The 24,438-nt window shown below is 62.1% G+C and carries 21 protein-coding genes; 4 read left to right on the plus strand and 17 right to left on the minus strand.

Translation table 11 applies throughout. From position 1 onward, the window contains the following. Positions 1-126: 126 nt before the first annotated feature. Complete coding sequence (locus tag C4J91_RS01160; RefSeq protein WP_124360773.1) at positions 127-2,316, plus strand: glycoside hydrolase; 2,190 nt, start codon at positions 127-129, stop codon at positions 2,314-2,316. 94 nt (positions 2,317-2,410) lie between these two features. Here the strand turns inward: C4J91_RS01160 and C4J91_RS01165 are convergent, their stop codons facing one another. From C4J91_RS01165 to C4J91_RS01220, 12 genes are all read right to left on the minus strand, one after another. After that, positions 2,411-3,037: a bifunctional 2-polyprenyl-6-hydroxyphenol methylase/3-demethylubiquinol 3-O-methyltransferase UbiG gene (locus tag C4J91_RS01165; RefSeq protein WP_124360774.1), complete on the minus strand. Its 627-nt coding sequence runs from the start codon at positions 3,035-3,037 to the stop codon at positions 2,411-2,413. 39 nt (positions 3,038-3,076) lie between these two features. Next, positions 3,077-3,721 (minus strand): methionine ABC transporter permease, encoded by a 645-nt coding sequence (locus C4J91_RS01170; protein ID WP_056858169.1) that lies wholly within the window; start codon positions 3,719-3,721, stop codon positions 3,077-3,079. Then, positions 3,711-4,826: a methionine ABC transporter ATP-binding protein gene (locus C4J91_RS01175; protein WP_124360775.1), complete on the minus strand. Its 1,116-nt coding sequence runs from the start codon at positions 4,824-4,826 to the stop codon at positions 3,711-3,713. The genes C4J91_RS01170 and C4J91_RS01175 overlap by 11 nt, the downstream gene beginning before the upstream one ends. Next, positions 4,823-5,638, minus strand: a complete 816-nt coding sequence (locus tag C4J91_RS01180; protein ID WP_124360776.1) for a MetQ/NlpA family ABC transporter substrate-binding protein — start codon at positions 5,636-5,638, stop codon at positions 4,823-4,825. The genes C4J91_RS01175 and C4J91_RS01180 overlap by 4 nt, the downstream gene beginning before the upstream one ends. Before the next feature lie 144 nt (positions 5,639-5,782). Beyond that, positions 5,783-7,135 carry an LLM class flavin-dependent oxidoreductase gene (locus tag C4J91_RS01185; protein ID WP_124360777.1) on the minus strand — a complete coding sequence of 451 codons (1,353 nt, stop codon included), beginning with the start codon at positions 7,133-7,135 and terminating at the stop codon, positions 5,783-5,785. Then, complete coding sequence (locus tag C4J91_RS01190) at positions 7,135-8,328, minus strand: SfnB family sulfur acquisition oxidoreductase (RefSeq protein ID WP_124360778.1); 1,194 nt, start codon at positions 8,326-8,328, stop codon at positions 7,135-7,137. The genes C4J91_RS01185 and C4J91_RS01190 overlap by 1 nt, the downstream gene beginning before the upstream one ends. 24 nt (positions 8,329-8,352) lie before the next feature. Further along, positions 8,353-9,594 carry an SfnB family sulfur acquisition oxidoreductase gene (locus tag C4J91_RS01195; RefSeq protein WP_124360779.1) on the minus strand — a complete coding sequence of 414 codons (1,242 nt, stop codon included), beginning with the start codon at positions 9,592-9,594 and terminating at the stop codon, positions 8,353-8,355. A gap of 187 nt (positions 9,595-9,781) precedes the next feature. Beyond that, the gene (locus C4J91_RS01200) at positions 9,782-10,558 is read right to left on the minus strand and encodes a hypothetical protein (RefSeq protein ID WP_124360780.1); all 777 of its coding nucleotides are present in this window, start codon (positions 10,556-10,558) and stop codon (positions 9,782-9,784) included. Positions 10,559-10,868: 310 nt separating this feature from the next. Further along, positions 10,869-11,615: an L-cystine ABC transporter ATP-binding protein TcyN gene (gene tcyN, locus C4J91_RS01205; RefSeq protein ID WP_124360781.1), complete on the minus strand. Its 747-nt coding sequence runs from the start codon at positions 11,613-11,615 to the stop codon at positions 10,869-10,871. A 3-nt stretch (positions 11,616-11,618) separates the two neighbouring features. Further along, positions 11,619-12,284, minus strand: a complete 666-nt coding sequence (gene tcyL, locus C4J91_RS01210) for a cystine ABC transporter permease (RefSeq protein WP_124360782.1) — start codon at positions 12,282-12,284, stop codon at positions 11,619-11,621. Then, the gene (tcyJ, locus tag C4J91_RS01215) at positions 12,284-13,078 is read right to left on the minus strand and encodes a cystine ABC transporter substrate-binding protein (RefSeq protein ID WP_124360783.1); all 795 of its coding nucleotides are present in this window, start codon (positions 13,076-13,078) and stop codon (positions 12,284-12,286) included. The genes tcyL and tcyJ overlap by 1 nt, the downstream gene beginning before the upstream one ends. Positions 13,079-13,355: 277 nt before the next feature. Then, entirely contained in the window at positions 13,356-14,351 is a 996-nt protein-coding gene (locus C4J91_RS01220; protein ID WP_124360784.1) for a D-cysteine desulfhydrase, read from the minus strand. Between the two features lie 165 nt (positions 14,352-14,516). Here C4J91_RS01220 and epsC point away from each other — a divergent pair, with 165 nt between their 5' ends. From epsC to mgrA, 3 genes are all read left to right on the plus strand, one after another. After that, positions 14,517-15,443 (plus strand): serine O-acetyltransferase EpsC, encoded by a 927-nt coding sequence (gene epsC / locus C4J91_RS01225; protein WP_124360785.1) that lies wholly within the window; start codon positions 14,517-14,519, stop codon positions 15,441-15,443. 401 nt (positions 15,444-15,844) lie between these two features. Beyond that, entirely contained in the window at positions 15,845-17,806 is a 1,962-nt protein-coding gene (gene betT / locus C4J91_RS01230; protein WP_164487677.1) for a choline transporter BetT, read from the plus strand. A 141-nt stretch (positions 17,807-17,947) separates the two neighbouring features. Next, on the plus strand, positions 17,948-18,985 hold the full coding sequence (gene mgrA, locus C4J91_RS01235; RefSeq protein ID WP_124360787.1) for an L-glyceraldehyde 3-phosphate reductase: 1,038 nt from the start codon (positions 17,948-17,950) through the stop codon (positions 18,983-18,985). A 146-nt stretch (positions 18,986-19,131) separates the two neighbouring features. On the opposite strand, the gene tauD is transcribed toward mgrA, so the two are convergent. The 5 genes from tauD to gshA form a co-directional block, all read right to left on the minus strand. Further along, positions 19,132-19,968: a taurine dioxygenase gene (tauD, locus tag C4J91_RS01240; RefSeq protein ID WP_124360788.1), complete on the minus strand. Its 837-nt coding sequence runs from the start codon at positions 19,966-19,968 to the stop codon at positions 19,132-19,134. A gap of 14 nt (positions 19,969-19,982) precedes the next feature. Then, the gene (gene tauC, locus C4J91_RS01245) at positions 19,983-20,819 is read right to left on the minus strand and encodes a taurine ABC transporter permease TauC (protein WP_124360789.1); all 837 of its coding nucleotides are present in this window, start codon (positions 20,817-20,819) and stop codon (positions 19,983-19,985) included. Continuing rightward, positions 20,816-21,595, minus strand: coding sequence for a taurine ABC transporter ATP-binding subunit (gene tauB / locus C4J91_RS01250; protein ID WP_124360790.1), 780 nt, complete (start codon positions 21,593-21,595; stop codon positions 20,816-20,818). Before tauB ends, tauC begins: the two co-directional genes overlap by 4 nt. A gap of 13 nt (positions 21,596-21,608) precedes the next feature. Further along, positions 21,609-22,586: a taurine ABC transporter substrate-binding protein gene (tauA, locus tag C4J91_RS01255; RefSeq protein ID WP_124360791.1), complete on the minus strand. Its 978-nt coding sequence runs from the start codon at positions 22,584-22,586 to the stop codon at positions 21,609-21,611. A 246-nt stretch (positions 22,587-22,832) separates the two neighbouring features. After that, positions 22,833-24,416: a glutamate--cysteine ligase gene (gshA, locus tag C4J91_RS01260; RefSeq protein ID WP_124360792.1), complete on the minus strand. Its 1,584-nt coding sequence runs from the start codon at positions 24,414-24,416 to the stop codon at positions 22,833-22,835. Between the last annotated feature and the right edge of the window lie 22 nt (positions 24,417-24,438).

Consider the following 24,438-nt stretch of genomic DNA (forward strand, 5'->3'; position numbering starts at 1 on the left):
CATTCCCACGCGGGAGCGTGGGAACGATCTTTGAGATGTGGGAAGCTTCTGAAAGTGACGCCTGTTGCCCTGGTCACCCGTTGAGTGTTTTACCCTCCGGCCTCCACTTCTCAACGGTCGCCTGCCATGAACCGTCTGCGTCATACCTTGCTGATCTGCTGCTGCTTCCTGTCGCCCCTGGCCTTTGCCAGCACCGTATTGGAAAACCCGTTGTGGCGAGTCGAACTCGACCCGGCCACCCTCGCCATCCGTGTGGCACCCAGCGGCCAACCCGAGGTTCAAGCCTCCAAAGGCGTATCGGCCCGCGCCGTCAGTCAACTCGCACAAAACGATCAACAGGTCAGTTGGCAATGGGACGACGGTGCCTATCGCGTGACTGCCAGCCTTGAGCAGCGCGACCTGCTGCTGTCGATCAGGGCGCGGGAAGACGGTGAACTGCCGATCCTTGTGCAGCCGGCGAGCGCCCTGGGCAAGGGGTTGATGTGGCCGTTGGCCGAAGGGCATTACGTGCCGGCCGGCAATGCCCTGTGGAGCGATTTCCTGGTGGCGCAGGGCGATATCAACACCACCCAGGACCTCAGCCTGCCGCTGTGGGGTGTCGATCACGGCGCCTTCACCTTGAACTGGCTGCTGACCAATCCCTACAACAACCGTCTGCGCTGGCAAGGCCAGGCGTTGTCGTTGGCCCATGAGTTCACGTCGCTCGCACCTGCCGCGCCCATGACCCTGTTGTTGCACCTGGGCGAAAGCGACCCGCTGGCCGGCGCCAAGCGCTATCGCCAATGGCTGGTCGAACAGGACCGTTACGAACCCTTGGAGGCCAAGCTGCGGCAAACGCCGGGTGCGCAAAAACTGCTGGGCGCCAGCCATGCCTACCTGTGGGGCAATGACCTGCTGGCGCTGGAGGATGTGCGTGATTGGCCGCTGTTGCTCAAGCGCTTGCGCGATCATGCGCTCAAGGGCCTGTTGGACAAGGACTCCGCAGCGCTGCTGGCGCAGCCGCGCAGGTTGAATCGCTACGAGCAAACCATGCTGTTGCGCGGCCTCAACGCGGCGATCAACCAGAAGGCCCGGCAGAGCTGGCAGGTGGACGAGCCCGATATGACCCGTCTTGCCGCCCGCTACGGTGAGTTGCGTCGCGAACTGGCCGTGGATTTTGCCGGTGCCCTCGGCGGTAGCCCCGACACCTGGGGCAGCAAGGTAGTACAAACACTGCGCGACGCCGGGCTGCCACGCTTGATGCTGACCCTGGGCGAAGGCTGGGAAGGCGGCCTGTGGCACCCCGAAACCATCCGCGCCGGTGTCGACGCGGGCTACCTGATGGCGCCTTACGACTCCTATCAAACCGCGTTGTCCGCCACCGAAAATCCCGACTGGACCACCGCCCACCTGGGCAGCAAGGCCTACCGCGACTGCGCCATTGTATTGAAGGACGGCCAGCTCAAGACTGGCTTCCAGCGGTCCGGCCACTACACCGATCCGCGCTGTGTGCGGCCGTTATTGGAAGCGCGGGTGAAAGCCGTACAGGCCAGGGCCGGCTTCAACGCCTGGTTTCTCGATGCGTACGCTACCAGCATGCTGCTCGACAGCTATCGCGACAGCGCACCGATGACCCAGGCGCAAAACGCTGAAGGCAATATCGATGCGTCCCGTTGGCTGAACACCACGCTGCAATTGCCGACAGGCTCCGAAGACGGCAACGCCATCACCGCCCAGGGCATCCTGTTCGCCCATGGCATGCAAACCCCGGTGCTGGGCTGGGGGGATCGCGACATGACTCAGGACAAACAGTCGCCCTACTACGTGGGCAACTGGTATCCGCTGGAGCAACCGGCGGTGTTCTTCAAGTCGGTGCCGCTGAACGAGCCGTTTCGCACGCTCTACTTCGATCCGACGCTGCGCCTGCCGCTGTACCAGGCGGTGTTCCATGGCTCGGTGATCACCACCCATCACTGGCTGTTCGATAGCCTCAAACTGAGCAATGTGCGGGCTGAGAATGAGCTGACGCAGTTGCTCTACAACGTACCGCCGCTGTATCACCTGAGTGCTGCGACGCTCAAGGAACGGCTGCCGTTGATTCAGCGCCAGGACCGATTTTTCCGCCCACTGCATGAGCGATTGGCGACTCAGGCGATGACTGGGTTTCGCTGGCTGACGGCGGATCGGCAGGTGCAGGAAACCACGTTTGCCGATGGCACGCGGCTGGTGGCGAATTTTTCGGCGGGAGAAAAACAAGGCTATGCCGGGCGCAGTGTGACGGCGCTGGTGGAGGGTGAAAGCCCGGTGGTGTATCAGGTGGATCAGCGGGGCCATTGAGACCATCGGGGGCAAGCCCCCTCCCACATTTGGAATGCGTTCCCCTGTGGGAGGGGGCTTGCTCCCGATAGCGTCAGCCCAGGCAATACATCACTTAAACCCGACGCCACACACTGGCCAACCAAGGCTGCTGTTCCCGAGGCAATCCCGCCGGCCGGTAATAGTGCTCCAACTCCACAAACCCCGCCGTCGTCAGCAATGCCTGCCAGGCCTCCAGATCGTGATAAGACCCATACCGTGGCCCATTCCAGCCTTCCTGGTTGTCACCGCGAGGGTTGGAGCTGAACAGCACGCCCCCAGGCTTCAACGTGCCATGCAGTTGCTTGAGGACCCGGGGCAATTCCTGCTTGGGAATATGAAACAGCACCGCATTGGCAAACACCCCATCGAAGCGCCCGTCGGGCAGGTCCAGCTTGAGGAAGTCCTGCTGCAACACCTCACAGCCACTGTCGTCCCGCGCCATCTGTGCAAACCGTTCGGAACCATCGAGCCCCACGGCGATATGCCCCAGGCGTGTAAAGGTCTGCAGATCCCGCCCCGGCCCGCAGCCAAAATCCAGCACGGTAAACGGCGGCGTGCCCTGGATGTGCCGCAGCAACGCGTCGATGTTCTGGCTCACATCGTGATCGCGGGTGCCCTCGCGGAAGTCTTCGGCCACTTTGTTGTAATGGCCGAGGGTGGTGGCGGTGATCTGGTTAAGGTCGTCGGGCTTGAGGGTCATGACAGGCAATACCGGGCGCTGGGATGCGCCGACTATACCTCACCTCTTGTTCAGCACCCGCGCCAGTCGATCGCCGCCGAGTTGGATCACCGCCACCAACACCACCAACAGCACAATCACCGTCAGCATGATCTGCGTATCGAAGCGCTGGTAGCCATAGCGGTACGCAATGTCGCCCAAGCCACCGGCGCCAATCGCCCCGGCCATGGCCGACGAGTTGATCATGGTCACCAGGGTAATGGTGAACCCGCCGACGATCCCCGGCAGCGCTTCGGGCAACAGCACGTGCCAGATGATGTGCCAGCGGCGGCACCCCATGGCCTGCGCCGCTTCGATCAAGCCATGGTCGACCTCGCGCAGGCTGACTTCGGCGATGCGTGCAAAGAACGGCGTGGCCGCGATGGTCAGCGGCACGACTGCCGCCCATACACCGTAGGTGGTGCCGACGATCAGGCGCGTGAACGGGATCAACGCCACCATCAGGATCAGAAATGGAATCGAGCGGAACAGATTGACGAAGGCGCCCAGCACGCGGTTAAGCGCCGGCGCCTGGTAGATGCCACCTTTGTCGCTGGTGACCAGAAACACTGCCAGCGGAATCCCCACCAGCAAGGCGATCAACGACGACACGCCGACCATCAACAAGGTGTCGATGGCGCCCTGCAGCAAACGATCAAACCACATAGCCCAGTACCTCCACCTGTTGCGCCCAGTTCGCGGCGCGTTTGCGCAGTTCTTCGGTGCTATGGGGCGAGCCATTCACCGCCAGCAGCAGTTGCCCCAAGGCATGGCCCTGAATCCGTTCGACACTGCCCTGCAGCAGACGCACACGCCCGCCGAGGGCACTGAACAGCGCGGCCAGGTCGGGTTCATCGCTGGCACTGCCGGTGAACTGCAAGCGCAGCACCACGGCGGCTTCCGGCGATTCAGGCTGGGTATGCAACCGGTTTTGCAGTTCTTCCGGCAGCCCATGTTGCAGCGGCGCCAGCAGGGTCTTGCTGACCTCGTGTTGCGGGTTACCGAACACTTGCCACACCGGGCCTTGCTCGACGATGCGCCCATGCTCCAGCACCACCACGCGGTCACAGATGTCGCGGATCACCGCCATCTCATGGGTAATCAACACGATGGTCAGGCCCAGGCGCCGGTTGATCTCGCGCAGCAGGCCGAGGATCGATTGGGTGGTTTCCGGGTCGAGGGCCGAGGTGGCCTCGTCGCATAGCAAAATCTGCGGGTCGTGCACCAGCGAACGGGCGATGCCCACGCGCTGTTTCTGCCCGCCCGAGAGCTGCGCTGGATAGGCCTGGTGCTTGTCTTGCAAACCCACCAGTTCCAGCAGCTCACGCACCTTTTGCTCACGCTGCGGCTTGGGCACCCCGGCGACCTTGAGTGGCAGTTCGACGTTCTGCCAGACGGTCTTGGCCGACATCAGGTTGAAGTGCTGGAAGATCATGCCGATGCGCCGGCGCAGCGCGACCAGGCGGTCTTCATCGAAGCTGCCGATATCCACCTGATCGATCAGCACGCGCCCGCTGCTGGGTTGTTCCAGGCGATTGATGGTGCGGATCAGCGAGGACTTGCCGGCGCCGCTGCGGCCGATGATGCCGAACACTTCGCCGCGCGCAATCGCCAGGTCAATGCCTTGCAGGGCATGCACCGTGCCGTCATAGGTTTTGCCCAGGTTGATGAAACGCACATGGGCGCTGTTCAAGTCCGGATGCAGTTCGGTCTGCTCGGCGTCCCTGGGCAATGTGCCCAGATCGCGCAGTTGGGCGTTGGCAGCGGTCATTTTTTATCGTCCCAGCCGACCTGGTAGAGCTTGCCGAGGGATTTATCCAGGGCGGCGCGCACCGTCGGCGAGTGCTGGTAAATGTCGACGAACTTGATCACCCTCGGGTCGGTTTTGCTCTTGGGCTGGATCACGAACTGGATCACGTATTCCGGGTGGTCTAAGCCATCGAACAGCAGCGCCGACTCGGCATCGAAGGTCTTGGACAGGCGGATGTACGCCGGGTAGCCCTGCACCAGATCGGCGTCGTCATAGGCGCGCACCAGTTGCACGGCTTCCACCTGCAGAATCTTGATCTTTTTCGGGTTGCTGACGATGTCGTCTTCGGTGGCCTTGTAGCCCACCCCCGGCTTGAGCGTGATCAGCCCGGCCTTGGCCAGCAGTTGCAGGCCACGCCCGCTGTTGATCGGGTCGTTGGCGATGGCCACGTTGGCGCCTTCGGGCAGGTCATTGAAGCTTTTGTACTTCTTCGAATACAGACCGACGTTGTTGATGATGCCCGGCGCATAGGGCGCCAGGTCAAAGCCGGCGGCGGCCTTGGCGTTTTCCAGGAAGGGGATGTGCTGGAAGTAGTTCACGTCGATATCGCCGGCGGCGAGGCTGACGTTCGGCGCGATCCAGTCGGTGAATTCCACCAGTTCGACCTTCAGGCCCTGTTTGCCGGCTTCTTCTACAGCGGCTTCCAGGGGAATCGCGAAGGCGGCGGTGGTGCCGACTTTCAACGGCGCATCGGCGGCGAATACGGCCGAGCTGAACAAGCCAAATGCCAGGGCCAGTGCTTTGACTGGGTGGGTGAGCAGGATTTTTTTCATAAATTTTTCCAGTCATAAGGTATTGGTACAAACAATGAAGATCCAATGTGGGAGGGGGCTTGCTCCCGATGAGGGAGTGTCAGTGAATGCCGCTGTGTCTGACCCACTGCTATCGGGAGCAAGCCCCCTCCCACATTTTTTGGTTCAGTGTCGATAGGTAGACCCGGTGTGTTGTTCGGGTAAGCGAGCGGCGCCGTGGAAGACTTTTTCGCGTAGCGTTCCCTGGTCATAGGCGGTCTTGTACGAGCCACGCTTTTGCAGCTCCGGCACCACCAGGTCGATAAAGTCCACATAGCTTTCCGGCGTCACAATGCGCGTGAGGTTGAAGCCATCCAGGCCGGTTTCGCTGATCCACGATTCCAGTTCGTCGGCGACCTGCTCGGGCGACCCCACCAGCGTGATGTAGCGCCCACCGAGGGCGTGCTGTTCGAGCAATTTGCGCCGGGTCCAGTCGTTGTTCTGCAGGTTCTTGGTCGCCGACTGGATGGCGTTGCTCTTCACGTACTGGATCGGTTCATCCAGTTCGTACTCGGAAAAGTCGATCGCCGTGGACGCCGAAAAGTGCGCCACGCCGGCCTCCGCGCTGGCATAGCTGAGATACTCGGCGTGCTTGGCCCAGGCCAGTTCCTCGGTCGCGCCGACGATCACGTTCAGGCCCATGAACACCTTGATGTCATCCGGATTGCGCCCGGCCTCCACCGCGCTGGCGCGCACCTTGTCCACCTGGATTCGGGTCGCGGCCTTGTTCTGCCCGCTGATGAACACGCACTCGGCATGGCGCCCGGCGAACTGCAGGCCACGGTCCGAACTGCCGGCCTGGAACAGCACCGGCGTACGCTGCGGCGATGGCTCGCACAGGTGATAGCCCTCCACCTGGTAGAACTCGCCATGGTGTTCGACCTTGTGCACCTTGCCCGGCTGCGCATACACCCGTGCCTGGGGATCGTTGACCACCGCGTCATCCTCCCAGCTGCCTTCCCAGAGTTTGTACAGCACCTCCAGGTATTCATCGGCCTGGTCATAGCGGCGGTCATGCTCGACCTGTTCGGTCAGCCCCATGGCTTTGGCGGCGCTGTCGAGGTAGCCGGTGACGATGTTCCAACCCACCCGGCCCCGGCTCAGGTGGTCGAGGGTGGACATGCGCCGGGCGAACAGATACGGCGGCTCGTAGGTCAGGTTGGCGGTGAGGCCGAAGCCGAGGTTCCGGGTGACGGCCGCCATGGCCGAGACCAGCAGGAGCGGGTCGTTGACCGGCAACTGGATTGCTTCCTTGAGCGGCACGTCGATGGACTGCTGGTACACGTCATACACGCCGACGATATCGGCGATAAACAAACCGTCGAACAGCCCGCGCTCGAGGATTTTTGCCAGGTCAGTCCAGTACTCGAGGGTCTTGTACTGGGTGGACGTGTCCCGTGGATGGGTCCACAAACCGTGGTTGATATGCCCGATGCAGTTCATGTTGAAGGCATTGAGCAGGATTTTTTTCTTGCTCATCAGATAGTCCCCCGCAGCGGCGGGTTTTCATCGTTAAGGTAGTAATTGCCCACCGCGTGGTATTTCCAGCGCACCGGGTCATGCAGGGTGTGCACCCGTGCGTTGCGCCAGTGGCGATCCAGGCCGTGCTCGGCCAAAGTGGCCTGGCTGCCGGCCAGTTCGAACAGCGTACTGCCGGCGGCCAGGGAGATTTCGGTGCTCAAGGCGCGCACTTCGGCAACGGCGATGGAGGCGGCCGCGACGGTCTGGGCATTGCTGTCGGCCTGGGCGCGGTCGAGAAATTCGCCCGAGCGCTCCAGCAGCGCTTCGGCGGCGTGCAGGCGAATGCTCAAGTGGCCGAAGCTCTTCAAGGTCAGCGGGTCATCGGTGGCCTTGTCGCTGCCCGAGTCGATCCAGGGGCGGGTCTTGGTGCGCACAAAATGCAGCGCGTCTTCGAAGGCGGCGCGGGCGATACCGGTGTCGATGGCGGCATGAAGAATCTGCGCCAAGGGGCCGACGGTGGTTGGGCGTTCGAAGGCGCTCTGGAACGGGATCACGTCCTGCGTCGCCACCCACACGTTGTCGAATACCACTGAGCCGCTGCCGGTGGTGCGCTGGCCGAAGCCGCTCCAGTCGTCGATCACGCTCAGGCCTTCGCTGTCGCGCGGCACAAAGGCCAGTTGCTGCACGCCGTGTTCATCCACCACCGAGGTGGGGATACGCTGGGCGTAGATCGCGCCAGTGGAATAGAACTTGCGGCCGCTGATGCGAAAACCCTCGCCATCACGCGTGAGCCTGGTCACACGGTCGTGGGCGGTCTTGGTGCCCAGCTCGGCCAGGGCGTTGCCAAAGCGCTGGCCGGCCAGGACCTCGGCGTACAGGCGCTGCTGCTGCTCGGCGTTGCCGTTGACCCGCAGCACTTCAAGGGCATAGAAGTGGTTCTGCGGGATCTGGCCCAGGGACGCATCCGCCTGGGCGATCAAGGCGATGACCTTGGCCAGGGTGACGTTGGATACGCCAGCACCGCCGTATTCCTTGGGCACGCTGATGCCCCACAGGCCGGAGCGCGAAAAGGCGTCAAGCTCGGCCAGCGGCAGACGGCGCTCGCGGTCGCGCTGGGCGCTGTCGCGGCGCAAGTCTTCAGCCAGGTCGCTGGCGACAACAAGGGCTTGTTCGTCGCTGGTGATGACCGCGACGGGGTGAGAGAAAGTCATGATGTTCTCCAGATGTCTGGTCGGTCAGATCCAGGAATGGCGAGCCGGCAAAGTGCCGTTCAGGCGATAGGCGCCCACTGCGTGATACTTCCAGCGCACCGGGTCATGCAGCGTGTGGACCCGCGCATTGCGCCAGTGCCGGTCAAGGTTGAATTCGGCGAGGGTGGCGCGGCTGCCGGCCAGCTCGAAGAGTTTTTCACTGACCAGCAATGACACCTCGGTCGTGAGTACCTTGGCTTCAGCGACGGCGATCGACGCGCGTGCGGCGGACTGCGCGGTGATCGGCGCAGCGCTGACCTGGTCCAGCACCTGGCCGGCCTTGCGCAACAGCGCCTCGGCGGCGTGCAGTTCGATTTTCAGCTTGCCGATGTCCGCGATCACATACAGGTCGTCGCTGGCCCGTTCGACCTTGGCGTCGATCCACGGGCGCGAGCGTTCACGTACAAAGGCGATGGTGTCGTCCAGGGCGCCACGGGCAATACCGGCGTCGATGGCCGCCTGGATCAATTGCGAGACGGCACCCTGAATATTCGGGCTTTCGCCCAGGCGCCAGTTGTCTACCACCAGTTCTGCGTCCACCGGTACCCGGTCGAGCAGCACGGTGCCGCTGGCGGTGGTGCGTTGGCCAAAGCCCGACCAGTCATCCACGATGCGCAGCCCTTCGCTGCCACGGCGCACGAACGCCATGACTTGCTTGCCGTCGTCGTTGAGCGCTTTGATGGCCACCCAGTGCGCAAACAACGCGCCGGTGGAGTAGAACTTCTGGCCGCTGACCACGTAGCCGTCACCCTCGGCGGTGATACGCGCCTTGAGCTCCAGGGTATTTTTGGTGCCGCGTTCCGGGCCGCCATTGCCGATGCGCCAACCGTCGAGCACGCTCTGGAACAACTGCTTTTTCTGGCGCTCGCTGGCGGTGCTCTGCAACAGGTGCAGGATGCCGAAATGGTTCTGCGGGATCTGCCCCAGGGCCGGGTCGGCCGCGCTGATGATCGCGAAGACCTCGGCCAGGGTGACGAATGAAACCTGCGGGCCGCCGTATTCACGGGGAATGGAAATGCTGCCCAAGCCGCTGCGGGTGAACTGTTCGACCTGCGCCCAGGGCAATTGGCGTTGCTGGTCGCGCTTGGCGGCTTGCAGGCGCGCGGCGTCGGCCAGCTCATGGGCGGCGCTCAGCGCCTGGGCGTCGTTGCGCAGCACCGTGGCCGGCAACAACAGTGGGGCTACGTCCAGATCACTCTGGAGGGGTGTTAGAGCCAAGTTAGACATCAGCGCCGCTCCTTGGCTGCACGTAATGCCCTGGCGTTATGCACCGGGGTAATTCTGACCATACCGACCTCGCATTCAATGAAATAAAAACAAAACAATCAGGAATGTCCGGTGGTCCGGTGCATATACCCTAAGCGTGTTTATTTTTTAAATAAACTAACTTTTAGGAATATGCATAGAAGGCGCGTCACCCCGGTTCGCAGGGGGAGCCGAAAGGGCGGGGTTGATACACGTCCTTGGCTGCGCCAGGACAAGTGGGAACCCAGGCGGCGATGCGCAAGGTGCGGGCTGGCGCCCAGCGTGAATTGTTGCCGACGCGGTCCAGGATGCAGTACGTCACCTCAAGGCGGCAGTCGTCACCGCCTTCGATAATGACTGTCGAAGGCACCCAGACCTGCACCGCCAGGCCGACGTCCCTGGCCTGGATGTTCGGCAGGTCCATGCGCACGTCACCCCAGCGCAGCGTGATGGCATCGCCACTGGCCATGTTCGCGTACGGCTCGATGCTCAGCGGAATTCCGCGTTGCACCTGGCGAGTGTTGACGCCCTGGCGGCGGATGGTCTCGGGCAGGCTGACCGGCGCGAGGTTCTGGTTTTCGTCGCTGTACAGGGCCGACGGCGCGCCGCCCGGGTAGTTGGTTTTGACCCGGACCTGGGTGGTGGCCGAGCGCGCCGGGCCGTGGCCGATCTGCATGATCTGGTAATGCACCCGCGCCGGGCCATCCTGTACAAAACTTTCCGGCACTCGCAGGTGGGTAGGCGTGCCGATTTTGCCGGCGGTCACCCGGCGTGAGGCGGCAAAGCAGTTGTTCCAGAACAGCTCGATCAGGTCGCCTTCTTCCATGCCGGGGTAAGGTGCGATGTCGACCTGCAATTGGGCAGCCGCATGGGCACTGATACCGTTTCGAACGGCTTGGGGCAGGGTGGGTGCGGTCAGCATGGCCGGGGTTGTAGTGTGCGTCATAAGTGATCTCCTTGATGCAGCCAGCAGCAATCGTTCCGGGCCTGGGCGCGGGTGCGCAAAGGGGCCGAAAGAACGATTCAGTGAGTAGCCGGGATAGGATCCAATCCTCTGGACGCTAGATAAGAGGGTTGGGCCGGGGGCGTCAATGGCGGCAAAAGGCTAAACGGCGGGTTCGAGGATATTCAGAAGGGTCTGACTGGAAGGGGTATTTCAAGAGGGGCGCAGCGTGGTGTTTTACCGGCAGCAATGGCGATTCGGTGTAGGAGCGGCTTTTTGTGGCGAGCAAGCCCGCTCGCCACAAAAAGCCGGGTCAATGGGCGAGAAACTTGCTCAGGAACTGCTGGGTGCGTTCTTCCCTGGGATTGGCGAACAGCGCCTTGGCTTCACCCTGTTCGACGATCACGCCCTTGTCGAAAAAGATCACACGGTTGGCTACATCCCGGGCAAAGCTCATCTCGTGGGTGACGATCACCATGGTGCGGTTTTCTTCGGCCAGGCTGCGGATGGTCGCCAGCACTTCACCCACCAGTTCGGGGTCGAGGGCCGAGGTGGGTTCGTCGAACAGGATGACCTCCGGCTCCATGGCCAGCGCCCGAGCGATCGCCACACGCTGTTGCTGCCCACCGGACAAGCGCCGAGGATAAGCCGCCTCCTTGCCCGCCAGGCCCACTTTGGCCAGTAGCTTGCGACCCAGCTCGGTCGCCGCCTCGCGTGGCATCTTCTTGACCACGATCGGGCCTTCGATGACGTTTTCCAGCGCGGTGCGGTGGGGGAACAGGTTGAAGTTCTGGAAGACAAACCCGACGTGCTGGCGCAGGCGTCGCACCAGGCCCTGTTGCTGGTTGAGTGGCTTGCTGCTGTCGATCTCGATGTCGCCCACCTTGATGCGGCCGCTGGTGGGTTCTTCGAGAAAATTCAGGCAGCGCAGGAAGGTGGTCTTGCCGGAACCGCTGGGGCCGATGATGGCCACGACTTCGCCGGCCTTGACCTCCAGGTCGATGCCGTTGAGCACCACCTGGCCGTTGAATTGTTTGGTCAGCTTTTCAACCACGATCATGCTTCAAGACTCCAGGTCGTGCCGGTTGACCCGGTCTTCCAGACGATTTTGCAGATGCGCCAGGATGCTCGCCAGGACCCAATAGATCAGGGCTGCGGACAGATACATGGTGAAAATTTCGAAGGTGCGCGCCGAGACCAGTTGCGCCTGGCGGAACAGCTCGGGCACCTGGATAGTGGCGGCCAGCGCCGTGTCCTTGACCAGCGAAATGAAACTGTTGCCCAGCGGCGGCAAGGCCGTGCGCATGGCCTGCGGCAGGATGGCCCGGCGCAACGTCTGCGCGCGGGTCATGCCGATACTCGCGGCGGCTTCCCACTGGCCACGCTCGATGGACGCGATGGCGGCCCGCAGGATTTCACAGGCGTAGGCGGCCATGTTCAGCGAAAAGCCGATCATGGCGGCCGGGATCGGGTCCAGCTCGATGCCCACTTGCGGCAAGCCGTAGTAGATCAGGAACAATTGCACCAGCAAGGGCGTGCCGCGAAAGAACGACACGTAAACCCGCGCCGTCCAACTCAGCAGCTTGAAGCGCGACAGGCGCATCAACGCCAGGCCGAAGCCCAGCAGCAGGCCGAAAAACATCCCACCCAGGCTGAGGATCACCGTGTAATACGCGCCCTTGAGCAAAAAGGGCGCGGAGTCCAGCGCGAGTTGGAAACCTGCTTCCATTATTGAGTGACGTCAGCGTTGAAGTACTTCTCGGACAACTTCTTCAAGGTGCCGTCGGCGCGCAGCTTGTCGAGGGCCTTGTTTACCGCGTCGAGCAGTTCAGGCTCGCCCTTGCGCAGGGCAATACCGGCTTCCTGGCGGGAGAAGGCGTCGCCGGCAGCGGCGGTGTCCTTGGCTTTCTTGGCGTATTCCAGAGCGGCCAGGCGGTCGATCAGGATCGCGTCGATGCGGCCGATGCGCAGGTCCTGGAATTTGGTCGGGTCGTCGTTGTAGGTCTTGATGATGGCCTTGGGTTGGTTTTCCTTGAGCCATTGTTCGTAGTTGGTGCCCAGGCCCACCCCGACTTTCTTGCCGGCCAGGTCGTCGGCGGTCTTGATGCTGTCGACGTTCTTCGCCAGGGTCAGCGCCTGGATACCGGAAATGGTGTAGGGCTTGGAGAAGTCATACTTCTTCTTGCGCTCTTCGGAGATCGTCACCTGGTTGACCACGGCGTCCAGGCGCTTGGATTCCAGGGCGGCGAGGATGCCGTCCCATGGCGTGGCTTGCAGCTTGACCTTGACGCCCAGCTCCTTGGCCAGCGCCTCGGACAGCTCCACCTCGAAGCCGCTGAGCTTGCCGCTTTCATCGACAAAGCTGAACGGTGGGTAGGTGCCTTCCAGGCCGATCTTGATCTCGCCGGCTTTCTTGATGGTATCCAGTTGCTCGCCGGCAACCGCCTGGCCAAGCATGCCTGCGCCGAGCGCCAAGCCCAATGTGCCGACCAGCAATGTGCGACGCAATACAGAAATAGTCATGAAGAGCCCCTGTGGTTTTTTATGGTGAGCGAAGCCGGTGACGCAGTAGCCGTATCCTGCCTTAAAGCGCGGTGCGCGTCTTCGCCTTCGGCGTGATGATAAAGCCGGTTTTTAAGACTTGAAAATAATATAAATCATGTTTGATATTCGTTTTTGAAATATAAGCGAATCCAATGTGGGAGGGGGCTTGCTCCCGATAGCGGTATATCAGTCAACTCCTCGGACACTGACCCACCGCTATCGGGAGCAAGCCCCCTCCCACATTTACAGCGTTCGGTCAGTTGAACACCGAATCGTACGCAAACAACGCCGGCGCTCCGCCGGTATGCAGGAAAATGATCGGCCCGTCTGCGAAACGCTGACGCCCGATGCCGTCCAGCAGGCCGGCCATGGCCTTGCCCGTGTAGACCGGGTCGAGCAACAGACCTTCCTGACTGGCCAGAAGTTTGATCGCCGACAACGTACCCGCATTCGGTTCGCCATAGCGCGGGCCGAAGTATTCGTCCCACAGGATCACCTTGAACGCCTCGGGCACGTTCATGCCGAGCAGTTCGGCCGTACGCTCGGCCAGGCCTTGCACTTTCGGGCGTTGGGCTTCGTCGGTGCGCGACACGGTGACGCCGATCACCGGCAGGTTCGGCAGCGCTTCGCTCAACGCCAGTGCCAGGCCGCTGTGGGTGCCTGCGCTGCCGGAGGCCAGTACCACCGCCGCAAAGTCGAGGCCGCTGTCTTCGATCTGCGCCGCCAGCTCCAGGCCCGCGCGCACATACCCCAACGCGCCGAGGGCGTTCGAGCCGCCGATAGGCACCAGGTAGGGCTTCTTGCCGTTACTGCGCAGGCGATCGGCGAGGGCGTTGAGTTGGTCGTCGGCATTGTCGAGGTTTTCCACCCGCTCCACCTTGGCGTCGAACAGCTCCAGCAACAGGCGGTTGCCGTTGCCCAGGTAGTTGGGGTCTTCGGTGCCGGTGGGGTTTTCCAGCAGGGCGACGCAGCCCAGGCCGAGCCTGGCGGCCAGCGCGGCGGTCTGGCGCACATGGTTGGACTGGATAGCGCCGGCGGTGACCAGGGTATCGGCGCCCTGGGCGATGGCGTCAGCGGCGAGGTATTCAAGTTTGCGCAATTTATTGCCACCCATGGCCAGTGGGGTGGTGTCGTCGCGCTTGACGTAGATATCCCTGCCCAGCCAGGCCGACAGCCGCTCGAGTTTTTCCAGGGCGGTGGCGCCGCCCAACAGTTCCAGACGGTTAAAGCGGTCGAGCTGTTGTTTGATCATGGCTATGCACGGTGGCTGAGTGATGGGGCGACTATAGGCAGGCACTTTTCATCGGGCAACCGCCAATCGCTTATGTCAGATGGTTCTTAGCCTCGCACCATTGGTTCTTAAGCGCTGCCAGGGCCATACCGTAAAGTGAGGGCCATTTCGTCAGGAGTGAATACCGTGAGTGAGCGTTCCAGCCATTGGCAACTACAGACCATCGTCAGCCAACTGCGCAGCGCCCGGGACCAGTGGCGAACGCGCAATGGCCGCTTGAGTGGCGAACATGGTGGCCGCGAATTACCGTCTCGCCAGGCGGTGGCGCAGATTCTCGAAGCCTTGTGCGGCGCACTGTTCCCGATGCGCCTGGGCCCGGTGGACCTGCGCGAAGAAAGTGAAGACTTCTACGTCGGGCATACCCTCGATGTCGCCCTCAACGCCTTGCTCGCCCAGGCCCGCCTGGAGCTGCGCTACGCCGCGCGCCAGGGCGGCCAGGATGACCGTGAGGTCGACGCCCAGGCCATTCGCCTGATCCAGGATTTCGCCCTGGCCTTGCCGGCGTTGCGCAGCCTGCTGGACACCGACGTACTGGCCGCCTACCACGGAGACCCGGCCGCGCGCAGCGTGGATGAGGTGCTGCTGTGCTACCCCGGCATCCTGGCGGTGATTCACCACCGCCTGGCCCATCATCTGTACCGCGCCGGTTTGCCCTTACTGGCGCGGATCAGCGCGGAAATCGCTCATTCGGCCACCGGTATCGATATCCACCCCGGCGCGCAGATCGGCCCGAGTTTCTTCATCGACCATGGGACCGGCGTGGTGATTGGCGAGACGGCGATCATCGGTGAGCGAGTGCGCATCTACCAGGCGGTGACGCTGGGCGCCAAGCGCTTCCCGGCGGATGAAGATGGGCAATTGCAGAAAGGCCATCCGCGCCACCCTATTGTGGAGGACGATGTGGTGATCTACGCCGGCGCGACTATTCTGGGGCGGATTACCATCGGCCAGGGTTCGACCATTGGCGGTAATGTGTGGCTGACCCGCAGCGTGCCGGCCGGGGCGAATATTACCCAGGCCAATCTGCAGCATGATGATGGCGCGCAAAAGTAACGAACCTGCGCAAATCCCCTGTGGGAGGGGCTTGCCCCCGATAGCGGTGCACCAGCCAATACCTGTGCTGGCTGACCTGCTGCTATCGGGGGCAAGCCCCCTCCCACATTGTGACTGCATTCCAAAATCATCCCGTCATTGCTGAACGAATTCCGCCCCTCACGCGTCATACCAGTCCCTAAGCTAGTGTAGGAATCACCTACCACTCGGCCCCGAAATTAGTCCCAAACCGCCTATTCATGTTTAACTTGAACGTTCGTTCAAGTTAAACCGGTGGTTCGCTGCCCGCTCACAACAGGAGGCTTACCTTTGCTGAGTCCGTTATTGACAGCCACATTTCACACCTCGGGGGTGCATGGTTCATGAGTGCATCGTCTACCCCGTCCAGCGGTCAGGTGCGCATGAATGCGCCCGTCTTCTACTTTGCCGCCACGGCTATTCTGCTGTTCGGCATCACTGTCATCGCTATCCCGCAACAGGCCGGTGCCTGGCTGCTGGCGGCGCAGAACTGGGCGGCCAATACGGTCGGCTGGTACTACATGCTGGCGATGACCCTGTATCTGGTCTTCGTGGTGGTCACCGCGTTATCGGGCTACGGCAAGATAAAACTCGGTGCCGACCACGACGAGCCCGAATTCAGTTACCTGTCCTGGGCCGGCATGCTGTTCGCCGCCGGGATCAGCATCACGCTGTTCTTCTTTTGCGTGTCCGAGCCGTTGACCCACCTGGTGCAACCGCCCCAGGGCGAGGCGCTGAATGCCGATGCGGCGCGCCAGGCCATGCAGATCCTGTTCCTGCACTGGGGCCTGCACGGCTGGGGCGTGTTCGCGTTTGTCGGCATGGCCCTGGCGTACTTCGCCTACCGGCATAACCTGCCGCTGGCGCTGCGTTCGGCGCTGTACCCGTTGATCGGCAAGCGCATCAATGGCCCGATCGGTTACGCGGTGGATGGCTTCGGCATTATCGCCACGGTGTTCGGCCTGGGCGCCGACATGGGTTTTGGCGTGCTGCACCTCAATTCCGGCCTGGATTACCTGTTCGGTATTGCCCATACGCAGTGGATCCAGGTGGGCTTGATCACCTTGATGATGGGCGCGGCGATCATCGTCGCCGTGGCCGGTGTCGACAAGGGCGTGCGGGTGATGTCCGACATCAACATGTTGCTGGCCTGCGCGCTGCTGCTGTTTGTGTTGTTCGCCGGGCCCACCCAGCATTTGCTCAACACCCTGATCCAGAACATCGGGGACTACCTGGGCGCCTTGCCGACCAAGAGTTTCGATGTGTACGCCTACGACAAACCCAGCGACTGGCTGGGTGGCTGGACGGTGTTCTACTGGGCCTGGTGGATCGCATGGTCGCCGTTCGTGGGCCTGTTCATCGCACGCATTTCCCGTGGCCGCACCATCCGCGAATTCGTGTTCGGCGTGCTGCTGATCCCGCTGGGTTTCACCCTGGCGTGGATGTCGATCTTCGGCAACAGCGCCATCGACCAGGTGCTCAACCATGGCATGACCGCGCTGGGCCAGTCCGCCATCGATGAACCGTCGATGAGCCTGTACCTGCTGCTGGAAACCTACCCGTGGAGTAAAACCGTGATTGCGGTCACGGTGTTCATCAGCTTTGTGTTCTTCGTGACCTCGGCGGATTCCGGCACCGTGGTGCTGTCGACCTTGTCGTCCAAGGGCGGCAACGCCGATGAAGACGGACCGAAATGGCTGCGCGTGTTCTGGGGCGCGATGACCGCCCTGGTCACCAGCGCCTTGCTGTTTGCCGGCAGTATCGATTCGTTGAAATCAGCGGTGGTGCTGACTTCGCTGCCGTTCTCGCTGATCCTGTTGCTGATGATGTGGGGGCTGCACAAGGCGTTCTACCTCGAATCGCAAAAGCAGATCGCGCAGTTGCATTCGTTGGCGCCGGTGTCGGGCTCACGCAAGGGCACGGGCGGTTGGCGCCAGCGTTTGAGTCAGGCCGTGCATTTCCCGTCGCGGGATGAGGTGTACCGCTTCCTTGAGACCACGGTACGTCCGGCGATCGAAGAAGTGACGGCGGTGTTTGTCGAAAAAGGCCTCAACGTCGTCACCCAGCCCGACCCGTCCAACGACAGCGTCAGCCTGGAAATCGGCCACGGCGAAGAGCATCCGTTTGTTTACCAGGTGCAGATGCGCGGCTATTTCACGCCTTCATTTGCGCGCGGCGGCATGGGGTCCAAGCAGCTCAACAATCGCCGCTATTATCGGGCGGAAGTGCACTTGCGTGAGGGCAGCCAGGACTACGACCTGGTGGGCTATACCAAGGAGCAGATCATCAACGACATCCTCGACCAGTACGAGCGGCACCTGCAGTTCCTGCACCTGGTGCGCTGAGAAAACGTACGGCGCACCGTTCCTCTCAAGTAGGTCTTTGCTGTAAAAGGGAAAGGCAGACTTAAGCGATTCAGCGGGCTGAAAGGCCTGGGAATAACCCTATTCCCAGGCCTTGTTTGCCCCAAGCCTAGAGAGGATTCGATGACGTACATTGCTGCCGAAAACCGCTATGAATCTATCCCTTATCGCCGCGTAGGCCGCAGTGGATTGGTGCTGCCGGCACTGTCCCTGGGGTTGTGGCACAACTTTGGCGACAGCACCCCGATCGCCACCCAGCGCGCCCTGCTGCGCACCGCGTTCGACTTAGGCATCAACCACTTCGACCTGGCCAATAACTACGGCCCGCCCTACGGCAGCGCCGAGATCAACTTCGGCCGCTTGCTGCGCGAAGACTTCAAGCACTACCGGGACGAGCTGATCATTTCCAGCAAGGCCGGTTGGGACATGTGGCCCGGCCCCTATGGTCAGGGCGGGGGTTCGCGTAAATACGTGCTGGCGAGCCTGGACCAGAGCCTGCAACGCCTGGGCGTCGACTATGTGGATATTTTCTATTCGCACCGTTTCGACGCCGACACGCCGCTGGAAGAAACCGCCAGTGCGCTGGCCACCGCCGTGCAGCAGGGCAAGGCGTTGTACATCGGTATCTCGTCCTACTCCGGTGTAAAAACCCGTGAGATGGCAGCGCTGCTCAACGAGTGGAAAGTGCCGCTGTTGATTCACCAACCGGCCTACAACCTGCTCAACCGCTGGGTGGAAAAAGACCTGCTCGACACCACCGAAGAACTCGGCGCCGGGGTGATTGCCTTCACCCCGTTGGCCCAGGGTTTGCTCACCGATAAATACCTCAACGGCGTACCGGCCGATGCTCGGGTGAATCGACCGGGGGGTGGTTCGCTGCAGGCCAAGCACCTGTCCGACGCCAACATTGCCCATGTTCGCGCCCTCAACGAAATCGCCCAGCGTCGCGGCCAGAGCCTGGCGCAAATGGCGCTGGCCTGGACCCTGCGTGATCCACGGGTAACCAGCGCGCTGATCGGTGCCAGCCGACCGGAGCAGATCATCGAGAACGTCGGGGCGTTGAAGAACCTGAGTTTCAGTGCAGAGGAATTGGCGGAGATCGATCGGTTTGCCCAGGAAGGTGGGATCAACTTGTGGGAAAAACCATCCACCGCCGAATAACCTGACACAGCTGGGTTAAAAATGTGGGAGGGGGCTTGCTCCCGATGGCAGTGGACCAGTCAATAGATACAGTGACTGACCCACCGCTATCGGGGGCAAGCCCCCTCCCACATTTGATCCTCAGTGTTGCTTGAAGTGTGTATGACTCAGAACGGCACATCGCCCAGGATGGTTGCCCTATGCATCACCCGCCGCTGTGGCCGGTAGTCATCCACTGCGTAATGCTGGGTCACGCGGTTGTCCCAGAACGCCACGTCATTTTCCTGCCAGCGCCAGCGGAGGGTGAATTCCGGGCGTGTGGCATGGGCGAACAATAGTTTGAGAACCGCCGCGCTTTCGGCCGATTCCAGTTCATTGATCCGGGTGGTGAAGCCTTCGCTGACGAACAGCGATTTACGCCCGCTCACCGGGTGCGTGCGGATCACCGGGTGCGACAGGGGCGGGTTTTTTCGGCGGGCTTCTTCCCAACGGGCTCGGTCGTCGGCGGTGTTGCCAAAGCGCTCCAGTGGGAAAGACTGGGTGAAGTCGTGGGTGGCAGTCAGCCCATCGAGCAATGCTTTGAATGGCTCGGACAGCGCTTCATAAGCCGCAATCCCACTGGCCCACAAGGTATCGCCACCGAACGCCGGCAGCAGTTTGGCGCTGAGCACCGCGCCCAGGGCTGGCGTGGGCAGGAAGGTCACGTCGGTGTGCCATACGGCGTTATCACGCACATCGGTGACCGCCGTGTCGAGGATCAACACTTCGGGCTGCTCCGGCACGTTGGGGTAGATCGGGTGGATGTGCAGGTCGCCGAAATTCGCCGCGAACCGTGCCTGTTGCTGCGGGGTGATCGGCTGGTCCCGGAAGAACAGCACCGAATGCTTGAGCAGGGCGTGTTCGATGGCGTCGCGCTGTTCGGCGCTCAGTGTTTGGGTGATATCGACGCCACTGATCTGGGCGCCGAGTGCGATGCTTAGTGGGGTAACGGTCAGGCTGCTCATTTATTCATCATCACTCAGTGTGCCTGGCCATGCCACGGCACCAATTTACGCTGCAGGGCGCGCAGGCCCATTTCCATGGCGAAGGCGATCAGCGCGATCACCAGAATGCCGAGGACCACGACGTCGGTGACCAGAAACTGCGCCGCCGACTGCACCATGAAGCCCAGGCCGCTGGTGGCGGCGATCAGCTCGGCGGCCACCAGGGTCGACCATCCCACACCCAGGCCGATGCGCACGCCGGTGAGGATGTCGGGCAGGGCGCTGGGCAGGATCACATGCCGGATCAACTGGGCCCGGGTCGCGCCCAGCGACTGTGCGGCGCGCAACTTGGCCGGGTCGACCGTGCGTACGCCGGTCGCGGTGGCGATGGCAATCGGCGCAAAGATCGCCAGGTAAATCAGCAGCACCTTGGACAGCTCACCGATGCCGCACCAGATCACGATCAACGGCAGATAGGCCAGCGGCGGGATCGGCCGGTAAAACTCGATCATCGGGTCGAGAATGCCGCGGGCGATACGGTTGGCACCGATGGCGATGCCCACCGGAACGGCCGTCAGCACCGCAAAGCCCAAGCCGAGGCCGATGCGGCTCAGGCTCGCGCCCAGGTGCTGCCACAAGGTGGAATCCATATACCCCGTGGTCGCCAGCAGCCAGCCTTTTTGCAACACCGCAGACGGCGGCGGCAGAAACAGCGGCTCGATCAAACCGCTGGCGGTCACCGCCCACCAGATAGCCAGCAAGGCCAACAGGGTCAACAGGCTGATCCAGCGCGTGCTCAGGCGGCGCCGTACGGGAACGATGGCGTGTATCACGGGCTTGGCCGCCGTGGCGGCGAGTTCGTAGCTGCTCATGCGCACACCTGCCGTTGCGAGAACACTTTGCCCAGCACGTGTTCGCGGGTTTCGATAAAGCGCGGGTCGGACTTGATTGCCCGTGCCGATTCGCCCGCCGCGTAGCGTTGGCCGAAGTCCAGGTGCAGGCGCTCGACGATCTGGCCGGGGTTGGGCGCCAGCAGGATCAAGTCGGTGGCGAGGAACACCGCTTCTTCGATGTCATGGGTGATCAGAAACACCGGCTTGGCCGTGCGTCGCCAGACTTGCAGCAGCAGTTCCTGCATCTGTTCGCGGGTAAAGGCGTCGAGGGCGCCGAAGGGCTCGTCCATCAGCAATACACGAGGGTCGGCCGCCAAAGCGCGGGCAAGGCCGACGCGTTGCTTCTGGCCGCCAGAGAGTTGCCAGATGCGGCGGCTGTCGAAACCGCCCAGGTCCACCAGCGCGAGCATTTCCCGGGCGCGTACTTCACGTTGCGCCTTGGGCACGCCGGCCAGTTCCAGGCCGAAGGCGACATTGGCCAGTACGTCCTGCCAGGGCAGCAGGGCATCGTCCTGGAACACCACGCCGCGCTCGGCGCTGGGCCCCTTGACCGGCACGCCATCGAGGGTGATGCGCCCGGCCGAGGGCTCGACAAAGCCGGCAATCAGGTTCAACAGCGAAGTCTTGCCACTGCCGGACGGGCCGAGGGCCACCAGCAATTGCTGGGGCCCAAGCTCGAGTGAAATATCCGCCAGTACCGGTTCCGGAGCGCCTGGGTACTGTGCGCTGATGCGCTCCAGCTGTAGCAAGGCCATCGCGATGAACTCCTCAGTTAGTGATGAATTTGGCGCTGATGTAAGGGGCGTAGTCTGGGAGCACGGCATCGACCTTGCCCTGTTCCTTGAGGAACGCCGCAGTATCGGTGACGGCCTTGGTGGTCGGCGCGCCCAGCAGGGTCACCTGGTCAGCGGCCAGCGGGTAGACGTTGCCTTGCAGCAGCAACGGAATGTCGCTGGCCTTGGCACCGGAGAGCTTCACCAGTTTGTCGACGTTGCCTTTGTCGGCGAGCCAGGCTTGTGGGTCTTTGCGGTACGCCGCGTAGGCATCCAGGGTGACTTTGGCGAAGGCTGTGACGATTTCCGGATGCTTCTCGGCAAAATCCTTACGCACGATCCAGGCATCGAAGGTCGGTGCACCGAACTTGGCCAGCTCGCCGGAGGTGATCAACACCTTGCCGTTTTCCTTGGCTACGCCCAGGGCCGGGTCCCACACATAGGTGGCGTCGATATCACCGCGCTTCCAGGCGGCGATGATGGCCGGTGGTGCGAGATTGAGGATGGTTACTTTCGAGGGGTCGATGTTCCAGTGCTTCAGCGCGGCCAACAGGCTGTAGTGACCGGTGGACACGAACGGCACGGCGATCTTTTTACCGATCAGGTCCTGCGGGCTGTTGATCCCCGAACCATCGCGCGCCACCAGGGCTTCGGCCCCGCCGATCTGGGTGGCGACGAGGAAGGTCTGCACCGGTACCTTGCGGGTGATTGCGGCGGTCAACGGGCTGGAACCGAGGTAACCGATTTGCACGTCGCCCGAGGCGATGGCGGCGATGATATCGGCGCCATTGTCGAATTTGCGCCAGTCGATTTTGGCGTTGGTGGCGTTTTCATAGGCGCCATCGGCTTGGGCGACTTTCGCCGGGTCTACGGTGGTCTGGTACGCGACGGTCACATCCGCCGCCTGGGCAAACAGGCTGGCACCGGCCAGGGACAACGCCGCCAGCAAGCGCAGGGGGGTCAACAGTTTCAAAGGGAAGCTCCTCGATCAGGCGGCCGGGGGTCGGCGTGTGAGGAGACTAAATGATCTAAGAATCCGAAAATAAATAACATTTTCGAATTAGCTTAGTCGGAGAAGAATTGAAGCAAATCTTTGAGCATATGAGAGACAAATGTGGGAGGGGGCTTGCCCCCGATAGCGGTGGATCAGTCACTGATGGAGCGACTGACACTCTGCTATCGGGAGCAAGCCCCCTCCCACAATGGATCGAGTTGGACCTTAGTTACTGATCGCCAGAATGCTCGCCTGGTACGAGCCGACAAACACATCGAAATCGCCCACCTCGTTCTGCTCGAGCTCCGCCTGCTGGGCCAGCGACGTACGCGCCAGTTCTTCAAAGCGCGCCTGTTCCTCAGCGGGAAGCGGCTCCTTGCGGAAATACTCAGCATGCACCTCGCTCTGATGCAGGGAGAACTGCGCAAAGCTTTCCTTGCGCTCGGCCATCGCTGCCAGCACCTGAGCCGACGGCGTCAATGACGGGTCATTGATCTTCGCCAATTGAGCGTCCAGTGCCTGGCTGTGCTCAGTGATGCCGTGGCTTTCATCGAGCAGGGCGGCCAGGGGTGCGATGTGCTCCAACAGCTCGGTGGCCCACTCTTTCATATCCACCGCTTGGCCCTCACGCTGCAATTGCAGGCCCGGACGGCGACCTTCCTTGACCACGCTGAGGAAGTTGGAGGTGGCATTCCCACATTCATTATTGGCGAACAGCGGGCTGTCATTCAGCGCGCAATACAGCAGGAACGCGTCGAGAAAGCGCGACTCTGGAAGGTCGATACCCATCGGCAGGAACGGGTTGATGTCCAGGCAGCGCACTTCGATGTACTGGATGCCTCGCGCCATCAGGGCCTGGATCGGCCGTTCGCCGGTATAGGTCACGCGCTTGGGGCGGATGTTGGAGTAGTACTCGTTTTCGATCTGCAGGATGTTGGTGTTGAGCTGTACCCACTCACCATCCTTGTGCGTGCCGACTTCGACATAGGGCGCGTAGGGCGTTGCCACCGCTTCGCGCAGGCTATCGGTGTAGCTGGCCAGGTCGTTGTAGCACGGCGTGAGGCCGGCCTGGGCGTTGCTCTGGTAACCCAGGTCGCTCATGCGCAGGCTGGTGGCGTACGGCAAGTACAAGGTGTCGGCGTCGAGCACTTCAAGCTGGTGCGAGCGACCGCGCAGGAAGCCCGCGTCCAGGGCCGGCGAGGCACCGAACAGGTACATCAACAGCCAGCTGTAGCGCCGGAAGTTACGGATCAGCGCGATATAGGCGGTGGACTGATAGTCGCGGTCGGTGCCGACAAACCCTTCGGCTTCCTTGAGCAGCGGCCACAGCTGTTCCGGCAGCGAGAAGTTGTAGTGGATGCCGGCAATGCATTGCATGGTCTTGCCGTAGCGCAGGGCCAGGCCCTTGCGATAAACGTACTTGAGCTGCCCGATATTGGAGGTGCCGTAGTAGGCAATCGGAATATCTTCCTCGGCCGGCAACGGACACGGCATCGAGGGGCTCCATAGGTACTCGCTGCCCAGCTTGGTGTAGGCAAAGCGATGGATCTTGTCCAGGCTGCTCAGGGTATCGGCCGGGTTGGGCAGCGCGGGGGTGATGAACTCCAGCAGCGATTCCGAGTAATCGGTCGTGATCTGTTCGTGAGTCAACGCGGCGCCCAGGGCTTCCGGGTGCGGCGTCTGGGCCAGGCGGCCCTCGCTGGTGACGCGCAGGCATTCACGCTCGATGCCATGCAGGCAGTGCTCTAGCAGGGAGAGGTGTTCGCGCTTGCCGAGCAGAGCCAGGCGGCGGTTGAGAAGTTCGCTCAAGTTGGATTCCTTCACGCGTCAG

The sequence above is a fragment of the Pseudomonas sp. R3-52-08 genome (assembly GCF_003851745.1).
Taxonomy (GTDB): Bacteria; Pseudomonadota; Gammaproteobacteria; order Pseudomonadales; family Pseudomonadaceae; genus Aquipseudomonas.